16 protein-coding genes are annotated in these 17000 nt (G+C 68.6%); 3 read left to right on the plus strand and 13 right to left on the minus strand.

Annotated features, from left to right (window positions below):
* Nucleotides 1-115: 115 nt before the first annotated feature.
* Genes DBV35_RS15720 through DBV35_RS30555 form a run of 7 tightly spaced genes read right to left on the minus strand, consistent with a single transcriptional unit; the run spans nucleotide 116 to nucleotide 6390 of the window.
* On the minus strand, nucleotides 116-1201 hold the full coding sequence (locus tag DBV35_RS15720) for a WD40 repeat domain-containing protein (RefSeq protein WP_108661257.1): 1086 nt from the start codon (nucleotides 1199-1201) through the stop codon (nucleotides 116-118).
* Nucleotides 1198-2202 carry a CobW family GTP-binding protein gene (locus DBV35_RS15725; RefSeq protein ID WP_108661258.1) on the minus strand — a complete coding sequence of 335 codons (1005 nt, stop codon included), beginning with the start codon at nucleotides 2200-2202 and terminating at the stop codon, nucleotides 1198-1200. Before DBV35_RS15725 ends, DBV35_RS15720 begins: the two co-directional genes overlap by 4 nt.
* 13 nt (nucleotides 2203-2215) lie before the next feature.
* Nucleotides 2216-2866 (minus strand): HupE/UreJ family protein, encoded by a 651-nt coding sequence (locus DBV35_RS15730; RefSeq protein WP_108661259.1) that lies wholly within the window; start codon nucleotides 2864-2866, stop codon nucleotides 2216-2218.
* A gap of 43 nt (nucleotides 2867-2909) precedes the next feature.
* Nucleotides 2910-3368 carry a cyanase gene (cynS, locus tag DBV35_RS15735; protein ID WP_108661260.1) on the minus strand — a complete coding sequence of 153 codons (459 nt, stop codon included), beginning with the start codon at nucleotides 3366-3368 and terminating at the stop codon, nucleotides 2910-2912.
* Between the two features lie 28 nt (nucleotides 3369-3396).
* Nucleotides 3397-4281: an ABC transporter ATP-binding protein gene (locus DBV35_RS15740; protein WP_205648699.1), complete on the minus strand. Its 885-nt coding sequence runs from the start codon at nucleotides 4279-4281 to the stop codon at nucleotides 3397-3399.
* A gap of 45 nt (nucleotides 4282-4326) precedes the next feature.
* Nucleotides 4327-5172 (minus strand): nitrate ABC transporter permease, encoded by an 846-nt coding sequence (gene ntrB / locus DBV35_RS30550; RefSeq protein WP_170134958.1) that lies wholly within the window; start codon nucleotides 5170-5172, stop codon nucleotides 4327-4329.
* A 3-nt stretch (nucleotides 5173-5175) separates the two neighbouring features.
* Nucleotides 5176-6390, minus strand: coding sequence for a CmpA/NrtA family ABC transporter substrate-binding protein (locus tag DBV35_RS30555; protein WP_425428491.1), 1215 nt, complete (start codon nucleotides 6388-6390; stop codon nucleotides 5176-5178).
* Nucleotides 6391-6950: 560 nt separating this feature from the next.
* On the opposite strand from DBV35_RS30555, the gene DBV35_RS15750 reads away from it, so the two are divergent.
* Both DBV35_RS15750 and DBV35_RS15755 read left to right on the plus strand, forming a co-directional pair.
* Entirely contained in the window at nucleotides 6951-8849 is a 1899-nt protein-coding gene (locus tag DBV35_RS15750; RefSeq protein WP_108661262.1) for a sigma 54-interacting transcriptional regulator, read from the plus strand.
* 14 nt (nucleotides 8850-8863) lie between these two features.
* On the plus strand, nucleotides 8864-9328 hold the full coding sequence (locus tag DBV35_RS15755) for a nuclear transport factor 2 family protein (RefSeq protein ID WP_108661263.1): 465 nt from the start codon (nucleotides 8864-8866) through the stop codon (nucleotides 9326-9328).
* Between the two features lie 18 nt (nucleotides 9329-9346).
* On the opposite strand, the gene phnE (DBV35_RS15760) is transcribed toward DBV35_RS15755, so the two are convergent.
* From phnE (DBV35_RS15760) to phnD, 4 genes are all read right to left on the minus strand, one after another.
* Complete coding sequence (gene phnE, locus DBV35_RS15760; RefSeq protein WP_108661264.1) at nucleotides 9347-10162, minus strand: phosphonate ABC transporter, permease protein PhnE; 816 nt, start codon at nucleotides 10160-10162, stop codon at nucleotides 9347-9349.
* The gene (gene phnE / locus DBV35_RS15765; RefSeq protein ID WP_108661265.1) at nucleotides 10162-10971 is read right to left on the minus strand and encodes a phosphonate ABC transporter, permease protein PhnE; all 810 of its coding nucleotides are present in this window, start codon (nucleotides 10969-10971) and stop codon (nucleotides 10162-10164) included. The genes phnE (DBV35_RS15760) and phnE (DBV35_RS15765) overlap by 1 nt, the downstream gene beginning before the upstream one ends.
* A complete protein-coding gene (gene phnC / locus DBV35_RS15770; protein WP_108661266.1) occupies nucleotides 10968-11795 on the minus strand; it encodes a phosphonate ABC transporter ATP-binding protein in 828 nt (275 codons plus the stop codon). Before phnC ends, phnE (DBV35_RS15765) begins: the two co-directional genes overlap by 4 nt.
* Nucleotides 11796-11897: 102 nt before the next feature.
* Nucleotides 11898-12845, minus strand: a complete 948-nt coding sequence (gene phnD / locus DBV35_RS15775) for a phosphate/phosphite/phosphonate ABC transporter substrate-binding protein (RefSeq protein ID WP_108661267.1) — start codon at nucleotides 12843-12845, stop codon at nucleotides 11898-11900.
* A gap of 323 nt (nucleotides 12846-13168) precedes the next feature.
* On the opposite strand from phnD, the gene DBV35_RS15780 reads away from it, so the two are divergent.
* Nucleotides 13169-14797, plus strand: coding sequence for a Na/Pi cotransporter family protein (locus DBV35_RS15780; protein ID WP_157961786.1), 1629 nt, complete (start codon nucleotides 13169-13171; stop codon nucleotides 14795-14797).
* Between the two features lie 24 nt (nucleotides 14798-14821).
* Here the strand turns inward: DBV35_RS15780 and DBV35_RS15785 are convergent, their stop codons facing one another.
* Together DBV35_RS15785 and DBV35_RS15790 are read right to left on the minus strand one after the other, a co-directional pair.
* A complete protein-coding gene (locus tag DBV35_RS15785) occupies nucleotides 14822-15496 on the minus strand; it encodes a class I SAM-dependent methyltransferase (protein ID WP_108661269.1) in 675 nt (224 codons plus the stop codon).
* Between the two features lie 51 nt (nucleotides 15497-15547).
* Entirely contained in the window at nucleotides 15548-16999 is a 1452-nt protein-coding gene (locus DBV35_RS15790; protein WP_108661270.1) for an NAD-dependent succinate-semialdehyde dehydrogenase, read from the minus strand.
* Nucleotide 17000 lies beyond the last annotated feature (1 nt).

Below are 17000 nucleotides of genomic sequence, written 5' to 3' on the forward strand. Positions count from 1 at the left end.
AATTTTGACGCTTGGAAACATTCCAGTCCCCTCCCCGCGACCGCGAGCGCCCCCTCCCGAAGGCGGAGGCGCCGCTCGGAGCCCACTCTAGCCGATCCGCCGCGAGGGCGGCGCGCTACTGGACGGTGCCGGAAAAGGCGATGATCTCGATCCGCCCCGCGCGCGTGCCGGCGAGGACGAGCCCGTCCGGGCTGATCGCGAGGGCGGTCACGGCGTCGCCGTCGGGCGTGCGCAGGTAGGACGCCTCGCCCTTTCGCACGCCGCCGAGGAGGACGGCGCCGTCGGTGTAGCCGCCCGCGACGCGGGAGCGGGCGGGATCGACCGCGACGCGCGCGACCGTCGCCTTGTAGGCGAAGCCGATCTCCTTCGGCGGCAGCACGCCGGGACCGACATCGCCGAAGGGCCAGGCGGTGATCGCGTCGGCGCCCGAGCAGACGAGATGCATCGGCTCGGTGAGCCAGGCGAGCGAGCGGACCTTCGCCGCATAGCCGCCGAGGCGGTAATCCTTGTCGGTCGCAAGGTCCCAGACGTGAAGCTCGCGCTCCTGCGTGGTCGAGACGATGAAGCGGGCGTCCGGCGACCAGCTCACCCCGATGTGCGAGCCCTTGAAGGCGAGCGTGCGCACCTTGGCCCCGGTCTTCGTCGACCAGATGGTGACGCCATTATAGTGGCTCGCGGCGAGCTGGCGCCCGTCGGGCGCGAAAGCGAGGCCCGAGACGGTGCTCGGATGGTCGGCGAAGCGCGCCGCCTCCCCGTCGAGCGTTCCGGTCACGACCGCGCGCCCGCTCACGACCGCGAATCCGCGCCGGTCGGGCGTCGCGGTGAGATGCTCGGCCCAGCCACCGGGCGTCGCGATCACGCCATCCTCGGTGCGGACCGTCCCGTCCTGCCCCGCGCTCACTAGCGTGCCGGAGACCATCGCGAGGCCCGTCACCGCCGCCTCGTGCGCGATCACCTTCACCGCCTCCGGCGCGCCGGGGCCGGAGTGCTCGCGCACCCCGTCGGCGCTCAGCACCGTGCCGTCGCCGAACCCGGCAGAAAAGGCGTAGCCGCCGAGGGGCGCCGCGCGTGGGAGCAGCGCGACGGTGTTGGCCGGCCCCGCAAAGACGGCGCCCGAGGCGCCGGGCGCGCGACGGGCCGTGCCCATGTCGCGCCCGCTCCCCACCTCGCCCTGACGCAGCGCCGGATCGACCGCGTTCATGGGGCGAGCGTCGCCTCGAACCCGTCCTTCAGGGCCTGCTGGTCGAGATTGCGGCCGATGAAGACGAGCCGACTCACCGGAGCGGGCTCGTCCCAGGCAACGCCCCAGTCCGAATCCATCACCATGTGGACGCCCTGGAAGACGTAGCGCCGCTCCGCGCCGGCGATCTTCAGGATGCCCTTGGTGCGGAAGATGTCCGTCCCCTTCTCGCGGATCAGGGCGCGCATCCACTTGGAGAATTTCTCCGCGTCGACCGCCGCGCCCGCCGAGAGGGAGACCGAGGTGATCGTCGCGTCATGCTCGTGATCGGCGGGGTCTTCCTCCAGGAAGCCCGGCTCGATCGCGAGGAGGCGCGCGAGGTCGAAGGCGCCCGCGTCGAGGATCGCGGCGAGGTCGACATTCGACTTCACCGTCTTGTGGACCTTGGCGTGCGGGTTCAGCGCGGCGAGCCGCGCCTCGACCTTCGCAAGGTCGTCCGGCGCCACGAGGTCGGTCTTGTTGAGGACGAGCACGTCGGCGAAGGCGACCTGCTCCTCCGCCTCGTGCTGCTCGTCCACCTTGCCGAGGAAGTGGAGCGCGTCGACGACCGTCACGACGTTGTCGAGACGGACCCGCTCGCGCAGCTCGTCGTCCACGAAGAAGGTCTGGATCACCGGGCCTGGGTCGGCGAGGCCCGTCGTCTCGATGAGGATGCCGTCGAACTGTTCGGCCCGGTCCATCAGCCCGGACAGGATGCGGATGAGATCGCCGCGAACGGTGCAGCAGATGCACCCGTTGTTCATCTCGAAGATCTCTTCCTCGGCATCGACGACGAGGTCGTTGTCGATGCCGGTCTCGCCGAACTCGTTGACGACGACGGCGAACTTCTTGCCGTGCTGCTCGGTCAGGATCCGGTTGAGCAGCGTCGTCTTGCCGGCGCCGAGATACCCCGTGAGGATGGTGACAGGCGCCTTCGCGGAGGCCGTCGCGACGGCCTCCGTCACGTCCGCGGCGAGGCTCATGCCGGGCCCCGGATCAGGACGCGATGCCGAGCGCGGCGAAGGCGGCGCCCTCGAGCTGCTCCAGCACCAGGAAGGCGCCGACGCCCGCCACGACACCGCCCGCGATGCGCGCGCTGGTGGTCGACCGGCCGGCCGCGTTCCAGACGAGCATCGCGACGAGGCCCGCGCCGATCGCAATGACATATTGGGTGATGCCGAGGCCGATGAGGTAGCCCGCAAACACGGAGGCGTTCACGCTCTCCTGGCCGGCGATCGTGCCGCCGAAGGCATAGCCGTGGAAGAAGCCGAGGCCCGCGAAGAGCGCCATCGCGACCGCCGGCGACAGGCCGCGACCCATCGCGAGCGCGCCGCCCACGATCACGAGCGAGGCCGCGATCACCGCCTCGGCGATGCCGATTTGGGCGCCGAGCGAGGCCACCACGACGCCGCCGAGCATCGCGGCGATGTAGGCGAGCGGCGCGGTGAAGGCCCGGCCCGCGACCGCCGCCGCGATGCCGACCGCCAGCACGAAGAAGAGATGATCGAAGCCGAGAATCGGGTGGCCGACGCCCGACAGCAGGCCGTGCGCGAAGGTGACCATCGGCATCCCGCCAAGCGGGTGATGCGCGAGGGCCGGCGTCGCGGCGAGAGCGGCGATCGTGGCGATCGGGAAGAGCTTTTTCATGCGGGTTCTCCGTCGGGCGGCTGTGCTTTTGTGCAGTGTGCGCTCAATAGCTCTTATAGGGAAGGAACTTGCCGGACATCGTGACCTTCACGCGGTCGCCCTTCTCGTGGGGCACGCGCGAGATATCCATGTCGAAATCGATCGCCGACATGATGCCGTCGCCGAATTCTTCCTCGATGAGCGCCTTCATGGTCGTGCCGTAGACCGACACGATCTCGTAGAGGCGGTAGATCAGCGGATCGGTCGGCACCTGGGTCGGCAGCGAGCCGCGGTAAGGCACCATCATGAGGAGGGCGATCTCCTCGTCGGAGAAGTTGAGGCCGAGGACGTTGCCGGCCTTCTCCGCCTGCTCCTTGGTGAGGGAGATCTGCCCCATCAGGGCGGCGGTGGTCCACTCCTTGGACAGGCCGACCGCGTCGGCGATTTCGCTCCACTTTTTCCCCGTGAAGGTCTTGTGGGCGACGATCTTCTCGGTGAGCTCGGCGCGTTTGGCGTTCAGCATGGTCTTGTTCGCTTCTCGGTGGTTCGGGTCACGCGGCCCTGTCCGGCGATGCGGCAGGCTCCACGACGGGGGGATTGCGGGGGTCGTAGGTCGCGGCCGAAATCTCGTCGCGGAAGGATTTCGAGCGGTTGACCAGGAACTCGATGAGGTGGTTGCGCATCGGGTAGTAGTTCGGGTCTGTGTGCATGTTCTGCCGCGTGCGCGACTTCGGCAGCGTGTTCTTGACGATCTCGCACACCCGCGCCTCAGGGCCGTTGGTCATGAGGACGATGCGGTCGGCGAGCAGGATCGCCTCGTCGATGTCGTGGGTGATCATGAACGAGGTCTGGTGCGTCGCCTTGCAGATCGAGACGAGCTCGTCCTGCAGCGAGCCGCGCGTCAACGCGTCGAGGGCGGAGAACGGCTCGTCCATCAGGAGGATCTTCGGCTCGATCGAGAAGGCGCGCGCGATGCCGACGCGCTGCTTCATGCCGCCCGACAGCATCGAGGGGCGCTTCTCCTCGGCCCCGGTCAGATGGACCATGTCGATATATTTCTGGCAGTGCGCGCGAACCTTCGCCTTGTCCCAATTCTTCCAGCGGGACGTCACGGCGAAGGCGATGTTCTTCATCGTGCTCATCCAGGGCATCAGCGCATGGCCCTGGAAGACGACGGCGCGGTCGAGCGAGGGACCGTCGATCTCCTTGTCGCCGACGATGATGGTCCCGTCGGTCGGCTTGTCGAGGCCGGCGAGGATGTTGAGGAGCGTGGTCTTGCCGCAGCCCGAGTGGCCGATCAGGCAGACGAACTCGCCCTCATGGATGTCGAACCAGACATCGCCGAAGACCTCCGTCTCCGACTTGCCGTCAGGCGTCGGGAAGCACTTTCTGAGACCCTCGACTCGGATCGCCTTGCGCGGCGCCGGATCAGCCATCGTCTCTCCGATGTGGTGGGGGTCGACGCGCTGCTGCATGGCGGCCTACTCCGTGTACGCGACGAGGCGGGCCGCGCGGGCGAGCGCGAGGTCGAGCAGCATCCCGACCACCCCGATGAAGACGATCGCGGAGATCACCCCGGTGATCGACAGGTTGTTCCACTCGTTCCAGACGAAGTAGCCGATGCCGGTGCCACCCACGAGCATCTCGGCCGCGACGATGACGAGCCAGGCGATGCCGATGGAGATGCGCATGCCGGTCAGGATCGTCGGCGCGGCCGCCGGCAGGATCACGGTGAAGGCCGTGCGCAGGCGCGACACCTCCAGCGTGCGCGCCACGTTCAGCCACTCCTTGCGCACATTGGCGACGCCGAAGGCCGTGTTGATGAGCATCGGCCAGATCGAGCAGATGAAGATGACGAAAATCGCCGAGAGCGAGGAATCCTTGATCGTGTAGAGGGCGAGCGGCATCCACGCGAGCGGCGAGACCGGTTTCAGGATCTGGATGAAGGGGTTGAAGGCGCGCGAGGCGAGCTCGGACATCCCGATGAGGAAGCCGACCGGGATCGCGACCAGCGCCGCGAGCCCGAACCCGGTGAGGACGCGGAAGAGCGAATAGGCGAGCTGGATGCCGATACCCTTGTCATTCGGCCCAGCGTCGTAGAACGGGTCGATGATGTGCGCCCAGATCGCGGAGGCGACCTCCATCGGCTGCGGCAGCGCCGAGGCGCCCTCCGTCGCCTGCTTGCCGAGGAGCGCGGCATATTCGGGGTCGAGCCCTTCGGCCGCATCGCCCTGCTGCGCCATCACCAGGAGCTGCCAGGCCCCCAGGAACACGGCGAGGATGACGATGGACAGGAGCGCAGCGCGCAGGCCGAAGGGGATCGACATCGATCAGCCCCGCTTGATCGCGAACGAGTCGACGTATTCGTCCGGGGTCGCCGGGTCGAACGTCTTGCCCATGATGACGTAGGACTTCGACGTCGTGTCCGGCGGCGTCTGGCCCATGTCCTCCATCACCTCCTTCGCGTCGGTCGCGAGGTAGACCTGCTCGGCGATGTCCTTGTAGGCGACGTCCCCCTCGATATAGCCCCAACGCTTCATCTGGGTGAGGATCCAGATCGCGAAGGAATGGTAGGGGAACGGGTCGAAATCGATGCGCGTCGGCTCGTTGCGCACGTTGCCCTTGCCGTCCGCGAAGCGTCCCGTCAGCACCTGCTGCACCACCGTCACCGGCTGGTTGAGGTAGTTCTTGGGGCTGATCGCCTCCGCGATCTCCGGCCGGTTGGCGAGATCCTGGCTGTAGGCGGTCGCGTCGAGGATCGACTTGAAGAGGGCGAGGAAGGTGTTCGGGTTGGTGTCGATGAAGGACTGGCTCGCGGCGAAGGCACAGCACGGGTGGCCGTCCCAGATCTCCTTGGTCAGCTTGTAGATGAAGCCGACGCCGTCATAGACCGCGCGCTGGTTGAAGGGGTCCGGCGAGAGGTAGCCGTCGAGATTGCCGGCCGACAGGTTCGCGACCATCTCCGGCGGCGGCACGACGCGGATCTGGATGTCCTGGTCGGGATCGAGGCCGGCTTCCGCCACGTAGTAGCGCAGCAGGAAGTTGTGCATCGAGTATTCGAACGGGACGCCGAAGGTGAAGCCCTTCCAAAGCTTCGGGTCCTGCTTGTCGAGATGCTTGTTGGCGAGCGTGATCGCCTGGCCGTTGATGTTCTCCACCGCCGGCATCGTCCAGGGCACCGCCGTCGACCCGGCGCCGACGGAGATCGCGAGCGGCATCGGGGTCAGCATGTGGGCGGCGTCGTATTCGCCCGACAGCGACTTGTCGCGCGAGACCGCCCAGCCCGCCGTCTTGATGACGTCGACGTCGAGCCCGTATTTTTCATAGAAGCCGAGGGGCTTCGCCATGATGATCGGCGTCGCGCACGTGATCGGCACAAAGCCGACGCTGAGCTTCGTCTTCTCGAGCGCGCCCTTCGCGTCGACGATGCGCGCCTTCAACTCGTCGAGAGGAATGAACTGGCTGATCGCCGCGAGCGCCGTCGCCGAGCCGACGCCGCGCAGGAAGGAGCGGCGGCTCGTGTCGGTTTTGAAGAGGCCCTGCATCACCGCCGATTCCACGCAGCGGGCGAGCACCGATTCCTGGTCGCTCCACGCGACGTCCGGGTCGGTGTCGGCAACCTGCGGCACGACCTCGGCGGGCGCCGCGCCCTCCGTCGTCTCCGCGCAATAGAAGCGCGAGCCGAGTTTGCGCGCTTCGGCCATCGCGCTCTGATGCTCGAACATCGTGGCGTGCATGCCGCAAGGGCAGCCGGTCCAGAGGATGGCGTCGGGATCGAAGGGATTGGATAGCGCGCCCATCATATCTTCCTGGCTGGGCTGCCGCGGGCGGTCCCGGACAGCTCGGGTTCGACGCACCGGCCGGTTCCCCGGACGGCGTCCACGCCCTCTCGGCTGGACACGTCGGACGCTAGGTGAGCGCCGCTTCGTGCCGCAATACAATTTTCTCAAACTCGCAATTCCAGGGTACGACCACCCTAAATTTTTTACGAAATATCGTAAAACGTGATCGGATGGTGCATGGTCTATCGCGTCCCTCTATGAGAGGACGCGCGGACGACCGGCGATCCCTTGTCGCCCACCGCCGAACGAGAGATAGAAGAGGCATGTTTGAGGTTCGCGCCGATAGAGCCCGTCACCCGGCGCTCGATGCCGTCGAAGATCTCTTCGAGCAGTCCGAGGCCGGCATCCTCGCGATCGACCCCACCAACGACCGGATCGTCAGCGCCAACGCCACCGTCGCGGCGATGCTCGGCCAGACCGGCACCCCGATTCGCGGCCGCCGGGCCAGTGAGGTCTTCCGCGTCTGCCTGCCCGACTTCATCAATCTCACCGAGGAGTGCATCGTTAGAGGCTCGGCCTGGAACCCTGCCCTCACCCTCAGCGACGCGGCCGGCAACACCATCGAGATCGAGGTCTTCGCCTCGATCGCGGAGCGGACCGAGCGCACGTATCTCGGCCTCCTCATCTTCGACGCGCGCCGCCAGCGCCGCCGCCACGCGAAACGAGATTTCGACAGACTCTATCGCCTCGGCCCGGTCCGCGATGCGCGCTTCGATACGATTTTTCGCGAGATCGAGCGCGGCAACCGCCTGATCCTCGACGCGGCCGGCGACGGCATCTACGGCGTCAACGCGCGCGGCGAGACGACCTTCGTCAATCCGGCGGCGGAGCGGATGCTCGGCTGGAAGGCGGACGAGCTGATCGGCTCGATCGCCCACGCCGTCATGCACCACAGCCACGAGGATGGCGGCGCCTATGACGTGCACGAATGCCCGATCTACGCCGCCTTCCGCGACGGGACGGTGCACAGGGTCGAGGGTGAGGTGTTCTGGCGCCGCAACGGCACCTCCTTCCCCGTCGACTACACCTCCACCCCGATCTACGACGACGGGCGGCTGATCGGTGCCGTCGTCGTCTTCCGCGACGTGTCGGAGCGCCTCGTCCAGGAGCGCCGCCTCACCTCCGCGCTCGCCGAGGTCGAGCGGCTGCGCCATCGCCTGGAGGCGGAGAACGCGTACCTCACCGACGAGATCGGCGCGCACCACAATCACCACGAGCTCGTCGGCGCGAGCCACGCGATCCTGCGCCTCGCCCACCAGATCGACGCCGTCGCCCCGACCGAGGCCCCCGTCCTCATTACCGGTGAGACCGGCTCGGGGCGCGAGCTTGTCGCCCGCGCGATCCACAATGCGAGCGCGCGCCGCCAGCGCCCGTTCGTGCGCGTCAACTGCGCCGCCTTCCCCGGCGACGCCCTGGAGAGCGAGCTCTTCGGCCACGCCGCCGGCATCAACGGCACCGCCCACGCCCGCATCGGCCGCTATGAGCTCGCCGACGAAGGCACCCTCTTCCTGCAGGATGTTGCCGCGATGTCGGTGGAGCACCAGCTCCGCCTGGTGCGCGCGCTGGAGGACGGCCGGTTCGAGCGCGTCGGCGACGACCGCCCGATCGCGGCACGCGTGCGCGTCATCGCCTCGACCGACCGCGACCTTGCCGACCTCCTCGCCGAGGGCCGCTTCTGCGAAGACCTCTATTGGCGGCTCAATGTCTTTCCGATCGAGGTGCCGCCGCTGCGCGCACGGCGCGAGGATATCCGCGCCCTCGCCCAGCATTTCATGGAGAGGGCGGCGAGCCAGCTCGGCCGCCCGACCCCGCGCCTCTCGCTCGCCAACCTCCAGGCGCTGGAGGACTATGACTGGCCGGGCAATGTGCGCGAGCTCGAAAATGTCATCGAGCGCGCGGTCATCGTCTCCCAGAACAACAAGCTGAGCTTCGAGGCGATCGCCGAGCACGCGCCGGACGAGCGCGCGGCGAAGACGCTCTCGCGCGTGCCGACCGAGCAGGAACTGCGCGAGATCGAGCACGAGGCGATCACCACCGCGCTCGCCCGCTGCCGCGGCCGCGTCTCCGGCCCGAACGGGGCGGGCGCGATGCTCGGCATCAAGCCGACCACCCTCTATTCGCGCCTCAAGCGTCTCGGGATCGACGCCAGCGCCTTCAAATAGACGAGGACACCGCGATGAGCCGCCCGCCCCTCCCCCCGTTCGACGCCGCAACCGCCGCGCAGAAGGCGCGCATGGCGGAGGACGCCTGGAACACGCGCGATCCGGAGCGCGTCGCCGGCGCCTACACCGAGGATTCGCTCTGGCGCAACCGCGCCGAGTTCATCCGCGGCCGGCCGGAGATCGTCGCCTTCCTCACGCGCAAATGGGCGCGCGAGCTCGACTACCGCCTCATCAAGGAGGTCTGGGCCTTCCACGACAACCGGATCGCCGTGCGCTTCGCCTACGAATGGCACGACGATTCAGGTTCGTGGTTCCGCTCCTACGGCAACGAGAATTGGGAGTTCGACGCGGCGGGCCTGATGCGCCGCCGCATCGCCTCGATCAACGACCTCCCCATCGCCGAGGCCGACCGCCTCTACCACTGGCCCCTCGGCCGCCGCCCCGACGACCACCCATCCCTCTCCGCCCTCGGCCTCTGAGGCCGGAGGCGGCTCCGATCAGATGATGGCGTGGCGGACCTTGGCCGACACCCACTCCGACAGGACGACGGTCGCGAGGATGACGATGAAGATCATCGTCACTTGCGGCCAGGCGAGGACGTTGAGCGAGGCCTGGAGCTGGAGGCCGATGCCGCCGGCGCCGACGAGGCCCAGGATCGTCGATTCGCGGATGTTGATGTCCCACCGGAAGACCGCGACGCCGAAGAAGGTCGGCAGGATCTGCGGCACGATCGCGTAGTCGATCACCTGCGCACCGGAGGCGCCCGTCGCGCGCACCGCCTCCACCTGCTTCTCGTCGATCTCCTCGATCGCCTCGTAGAGGAGCTTGGCGACGAACCCGATCGAGCGCAGCCCGATCGCGACGATGCCCGCGAGCACCCCCGGCCCGATGATCGACACGAGCAGCAGCGCCCAGATCAGCGAGTTGATCGAGCGCGAGGCGACGATGATGAAGAGCGCGATCGGCCGCGCGATCCACACGCTCGGCGTCGTGTTGCGGGCGGCCAGGAACGCGACGGGGATGGCGAAGATGATGCCGAGGATCGTGCCGAGCGTCGCGATGTTCAGCGTGTCCCACAAGGGCACGAGCAGCTTGTCGATATAGGACCAGCGCGGCGGGAACATGCGCGAGCCGATATCGGCCGCCTGGGTCGGCGCGTCGGCGACGAAGGCCCAGATCGTGTCCCGCGTCATCACCTGCCAGCAGAACACGAAGAGCGCGACGAGGGCGAGCCACCCGACCCAAAGCGCCAGCGACTGGCGGCTCGTGCGGTGGCGCCAGGCCGGCCCGGCTTCGGTGGCGAGGACCGGCATTATTGCACCCACTTGCGCACGGTGGACGAGGCGTACTCGGCGACCATGACGATGGCGATGATGATGAGGAGGATCGCCCCGGCCGAGTCGAACTCGTACCGGTCGATCGCAGTGTTGAGCGTCGCCCCGATGCCGCCCGCCCCGACGATGCCGATCACCGCCGACTCGCGGAAATTGATGTCGAGCCGGTAGAGGGAGAGGCCGATGAGGCGCGGCATCACCTGGGGCTGCACGGCCCAGTTGACCTGCTGCCACCAGGAGGCGCCCGTCGCCCGGATCGCCTCGACCTGGCGCGCGTCGATGTCCTCGATGTCCTCCGCGAGGAGCTTGGCGAGGAAGCCGATGGTCGCGAAGGAGAGCGTGAGGAAGCCCGCGAACGGGCCGAAGCCGAACATCGCGACCAGGAGGATCGCGATGATGATCTCCTGGAGCGCACGCGACAGGGCGATGATAGAGCGGCAGACGGCGTAGACCGGCAGCGGGGCGAGGTTGCGCGCCGCGCCGATGCCGATCGGGATCGAGATGATGACGCCGACGACGGTGGACGTCACCGTCATCGTGAGGCTTTCGACGAGGCCGGCCGAGATGTCGCGCCAGCGCGTGGTGAAGTCCGGCTGGAGGAAGCCCTCGATGAAGCGCCAGCCCCGTTCGAGACCGGAATAGAGGCGCATCCAGTCCACCTCGATGGAGGCGCAGGCGGCGACGAGATAGAGGCCGAGCCCGGCATAGATCGCGATCCGCCAGCGCCGGTCGCGGATGAGGATCGGCGGCCGGCGCCAGGTCCGCCCCGCGGCGGCGGGTGCGCTCACGAGAGCCCCTCAAGCCGCTCGGCCATCTCGCGCTCGCTCTGCGGGCCGGGCTCGTCCTCGGCCGCCTTGCGGCGCATCGCGGTCCAGTCCTCCTCGCCATAGATCTTGGTGAGGGCCGCCTCGTCGAGCGCGTCGGGCGGCCCGTCGAAGACGAGCTCGCCGGCGCGCAGGCCGAGGATGCGCTGGGTGAAATCCTGGGCGAGGACGACATCGTGGATGTTGATGATCGCCGGCAGCCCCCGCTCCCGGCACACCTCCAGGATGAGGCGCATGATCTGCCGGCTCGTCTTCGGATCGAGCGAGGCGGTCGGCTCGTCGACGAGGAGGAGCTCCGGATCCTGCTCCAGCGCCCGCGCGATGCCGACGCGCTGGCGCTGGCCGCCGGAGAGGGCGTCGGCGCGCTTGTCGGCATGCTCGGAGAGGCCCACCCGGTCGAGCAGCGCGAACGCCTTCTCGACGCTCTCGGGCGGGAATTTGCGCGTGAAGGAGCGCCAGAAGGGCACGTAGCCGAGGCGGCCGGAGAGGACATTCTCCATCACCGTCAGCCGCTCCACGAGCGCATATTCCTGGAAGATCATGCCGATCCGCCGCCGCGCGCGCCGCAATTCGCCGCGCGAGAGGCGCGTGATGTCGACGTCACCGAGGCGCACGCTCCCCGCGCTCGGCTCGACGAGGCGGTTGATGCAGCGGATGAGCGTCGACTTGCCGGCGCCCGACGGGCCGATCAGCCCGACGACCTGGCCCGGCGGCACTTGGGCCGAGACGCCCTTCAGCGCCTTGTCCCCGGTCTTGTAGGTCTTGGTCAGACCCTCGATGGTGAGCAACGTCGAATGTCTCCGGCGCGCGTCGAGCCCGGCCGGCGGCGCGGCCGGGCGTCGAGAGGATGGGAACCGCGCCGGCCGTCCGGCAGACGCGACGGCATCGGCTTACTGGCAGTCGTAGGTGACGCCGTTCGCCTCGTCGATCTGACGGATCACCGCCCAATCGTCCTTGAAGGTGATCGGGATGAACTGCGCCTCGCCATTGCGCTGGAACTCGGCCTGGAGCGAGGAACCGTCCCAGTCGAAGCTGAAGAAGGCGTCCTTGATCTTCTCCTGCAGCTCGGGCTTCAGGTTGTAGACGACGCCGTAGCCGGTCGTGGGGAAGGTCTGCGAGGTGTAGAGCACCTTCAGCTGGTCCTCGGTCACGACATTGCGCTCGATCATGCGCTGCTTGACCGAGTTCGCGATCGCTGCGGCCGGATAGTCCTTGTTGGCGACGCCGAGGATCGAGTTGTCGTGCTTGCCGGAAAAGACCGGCGTGAAGTCCTCGCCCGCGATGAGATTATACTCCGACTTCAGGATCGCCGAGGGCGCCTTGAAGCCCGAGTTCGACGTCTCGGACGTGAAGGCGAGCTCCTTGCCCTTCAGATCCTCGACGCTCTCGATGCCCGAGCCCGGATAGGTGATGATCTCCATCTCGTAGCCGAAGGACCCGTCCTCCGCGGCCATGATGGTGAAGGGGCGGAAGCCGGCGCAGGCGACCGCGAGCGGGTTCGACCCGGTGTTGAAGCCGGCGATGTGGAGACGGCCCGCGCGCATCGCCTCGATCTGCGCCGCGTTCGACTGCACGGGGAAGAACTGCACGCGCTTGCCCGTCTGCTCCTCCAGATAGGTGAGGAAGTCGGCCCAGGCCTCGCGATAGACGGCCGGGTCCTCGACCGGGGTGTAGGCGAAGATCAGCGTGCCCGGATCGATCTGGTCGGCCGCGTTCTGCGGGATGTCGGCGATGAGGTCGCCGTCGGCGTCGGTGTAGCGGTCACTCAGCGTGAAATCGGCGAGCGCTGGCGATGCGAACAGGATCGCGCCCGCGAGCGCGGCGAGTGTGCGGTTCATGTGTCCTCCCTGGTCCGGCTCGCCACCTTGGGTGGTCGGCCGGTTCTTATTGCGCCGATCCTGCCAGCCGGGCGCGCCGATGGCCAGACCGGACGGGCGATTTTGTCATCTCACTGTCATGTTACACGGCGAAAAAGCGCACAGTATGAGCGGGGACTCGGCGCCATGACGCATACGTGCCGGAAATTCCTGCCAAACATCCCTGGAACGATACGCACGAAATGCGCATGATAGAGAGTCGATGACGCTTTCGGTGCGCTCTTCCCAAACGGCCGCGCGCCGCGCCATCCACCCGTCCGCTTCCGACCATCGGGGATGACAGTTTGGAGACATTGATCCACCTCGCAGGTGCAGTCGCCCTCCTGTTGTGGGGCATACGGACCGTCCGCACCGGCGTGGAACGGATGTTCGGGCCGCAGATCGAGACCCACGTCGCGGTGCTCACCGGCCGCCGCCTCGCCGCCTTCGGGCTCGGCGGCGCGGCCGCCCTCGCCTTCCAGTCGTCGACCGCGGTGGTGCTGATGGCGGCGAGCTTCGCCTCGGGCGGGGTGCTCGCGATGCCGGCCGCGCTCGCGACCGTGCTCGGGGCGGAGGTGGGATCGAGCCTCGCGGTCCTCATCCTCAACATCGACATCGCGATCCTCGCCCCGCTCCTCCTCTTCGCGGGTTTCGTGACCTTCGGCGCCTCGCGCGAGCGGCGGGGCAAGAATGCCGGGCGGATCATGCTCGGCCTCGGCTTCATCCTCACCGCGCTCGGCTTCCTCGGCACGGCTGCTTCCGGCCTCGCGGCGAGCCCTGAGGCGGCCGAGATCATCGGCATCCTCAGCGGCGAGGCGATCATCCTCGTGCTCGCGACAGCGATCCTCACCTGGATCATGCACTCCTCGATCGCGGTCGTCCTGATGATCGCGCAGCTCGTCTCGTCCGGCGGCCTGCCGCACGATGCCGGGCTGTGGATGGTGATCGGCGCCAATGCCGGCGCGGCGCTGCCGGCCCTCGTCAGCGGCTGGGCGCTCGGCGGCAAGGGGCGCCAGCTCGTCACGGGCGCGGCGATCCTGCGCCTCATCGGCGTCACGCTCGGCGCGGCGATGCTGTCGATCCCCGGCCTCACCGCGCTGCCGGTGATGGACCTTGCGGCCTCCCATGTCGTCATCGCGCACTTCGCGCTGAACCTTGCCGTCGCGCTCGCGGCGCTCCCCTTCGTGCGCGCCCTCACCCGCCTCGCCGCGATCGTTGTCCCGAGCGCACCCGCGCCCGAGGCCGACCGCTTCGCCGAGCAGATGTTCCTCGCCCCCAGCGACGTCGCGACCCCGCAGACCGCCTTCCTCAACGTCGCGAACGAGACCTCGCGCGTCGCCCACATCGTCTACGACATGATGGGCGGGATCTCCGACCTCTTCCGTGACCCGGAGGCGGAGGGGCGCATCCGCTCGCTGGAGGGCGATGTCGACCGGCTGCACCAGCAGATCACCCTCTACATGGCCTCCATCAAGGTCGCCGAGCTCGACAAGGGGGAGCGGCAGCGCTGGTTCGAGCTGTTCGAGTTCATCACCCATCTGGAGCATGTCGGCGACATCATCACCCACAACATCGTCGACCTCGCCAAGCGCAAGCGGCGGACCGGGCTCGAATTCTCCTCGGAGGGGGCGACGGAGCTCGAGGCGCTGACGCTGGAGCTGTCGGACATCTTCCGCCACGCCCAGGCCGTCTTCCTGTCGCGCGACCCGCACCGCGCGCGCGATCTCGTCGACGCCAAGCGCCGCTTCCGCGCCCAGACGCTGCAATCCCAGCGGCGTCACGCGATGCGCCTGTCGCGCGGCGTCGCAAGCTCGGTCGCGACCTCCCGCATCCACCTCGACCTGCTGCGCGAATTGCAGCGGATCAATTCGCACCTCACCGCGGTCGCCTACCCGCTTCTCACGGAGACGCCCGACTTCTCGCCCGCCGAGTGAGGCGGGCCGGGAAAGGCGGAAGACTCAGCCGCGATAGGCGACCCAGCCGCGGAACGTGAAGCCCGCATAGAAGAGGCCGATCCCGGTGAAGCCCGCTTCGGCGAGGAGCGCCTCGTCTTCTTGCGGCGAAAGCGTCGGCAGGCGCACGGCGATCGCCTCGGCCGCCCCGCGCGCGTTCTGCGCCGGAACGCCCGACGAGGCCGCGAACGCCGCATAGCGGTCGAGCCACACCGTCTTCTCGCCCGCACCCTGCGGGAAGCTGTGGTGGGCGAGGACGAGCGGCGCGCCCGGCTTCAGCCGCCGGTGAAGCGCGGCAAGGGTGGAAAGCCGCGCCTCGCGGGGCACGAAGTGGAGGGTGAGGAGGCTCGTCGCCCCGTCGAACGGCCCCTCGGGCGCGGTCTCGATGAAGCCCTCATGGAGGTCGGCGCGCGGCGCGAGGGGACCGAGCGTGCGTGCAGCGAGCGCCAGCATCTCCCCGGAGGGATCGACGCCGGTGAAATGCCAGCCCGGATAGCGCTCGGCGAACGCCTTCAGCTCGAGCCCGCCGCCCGCGCCGAGCACCAGGATCTCGGCCTCGGGCCCGCAGCGCTCGGCGAGGAGGAGCGCCGCCATGCGCTGGAGGTCATGGAAGCCGGGGACGAGGCGAACGGGGCCCTCGGCATAGCGGGCCACCGCGTCGGGATCGGAAAATGTCGACATGGCGCGAAGGGCTAGCCCGCGCCCGGCGGGCTGTCCACTCACGCCGGCGGTTCAGAGACCGAGGCAGAGATATTTGATTTCGAGATAGTCCTCGATCCCATGCGAGGAGCCTTCCCGCCCGTGCCCGCTCTCCTTCATCCCGCCGAACGGGGCGACCTCGGTGGAGATGAGGCCCGTGTTGCAGCCGACGATGCCGAACTCCAGCGCCTCGGCGGTGCGCCAGACGCGGCCGAGATCGCGGCCGTAGAAATAGGCGGCGAGGCCAAAGGGCGTGTCGTTCGCCATCGCGATCACCTCCGCCTCCGTGCCGAAGCGGGTGACGGGCGCGACGGGGCCGAAGATCTCCGTCTGGAAGAGCGTCATCTCGGGGCGCACGCCGGTCACGATGGTCGGCTCGTAGAAGGTCCCGCCGAGGGCGTGCGGCTTGCCGCCTGCCACAACCTCGGCCCCCGCCTCCACCGCCGCGCCGACGAGTTCTTCGACCTTGTCGCGCGCCGCCGCGTCGATCAGCGGGCCGATCTGTGCGCCGGGGTCGAAGCCCGCCGCGACCTTCAGCGTGCGCACGCGCGCCGCGAGCTTGGCGACGAAGGCGTCGTGCACCCCGTCCTGCACGAAGAAGCGGTTCGCGCACACGCACGTCTGCCCGGCATTGCGATATTTCGAGGCAATCGCGCCCTCGACCGCGGCGTCGAGGTCGGCGTCATCGAAGACGATGAAGGGGGCGTTCCCGCCGAGCTCCATGGAGGTGCGCTTCACCGTGTCGGCGCACTGGCGGATCAGCTCCTTGCCGACCTCCGTCGAGCCGGTGAAGCTGACCTTGCGCACGCGCGGGTCCGCGGTGAGCGCGCCGCCGATCTCTCGCGCGGGGCCGGTCACGCAATTGAGGACGCCCGGCGGCACGCCCGCTTCCTCGGCGAGGGCGCAGAGGGCGAGCGCCGTGAGCGGCGTCTGGCTCGCCGGCTTCAAGACGACCGTGCATCCGGCAGCGAGCGCAGGGCCGGCCTTGCGGGTGATCATCGCGGCCGGAAAATTCCACGGCGTAATCGCGGCGACGACGCCCACCGGCTGACGCAGCACCACGATGCGCTTGTCGCGCTGGTGGGCGGGGATCGTCTCGCCATAGACGCGCTTCGCCTCCTCGCCGAACCACTCGATGAAGCTCGCCGCATAGTCGATCTCGCCGATCGCCTCGGCGTGCGGCTTGCCCTGCTCGGCGGTGAGGATCGCGCCGAGATCCTCGCGGTGCGCGCGCAGAAGCTCGAACCAGCGGCGCAGGATCGCGGCCCGCTCCTTGCCCGTCCGCCCCGCCCATTCAGGCCCGGCGGCGTGCGCGGCGGCGATCGCGCGATGCGTGTCCTCCGCCCCGAGGCGCGGCACCGTCCCGACGCGCGCGCCCGTCGCGGGATCGGTGACCTCGATCACCGCCCCGCTCGCGGCATGGACCCATTCACCGGCGATGAGGCAGGCATCGCGCAGGAGCGCGGGATGGTTCAGTGGCGGCATC

It is taken from the genome of Acuticoccus kandeliae, from assembly GCF_003073115.1.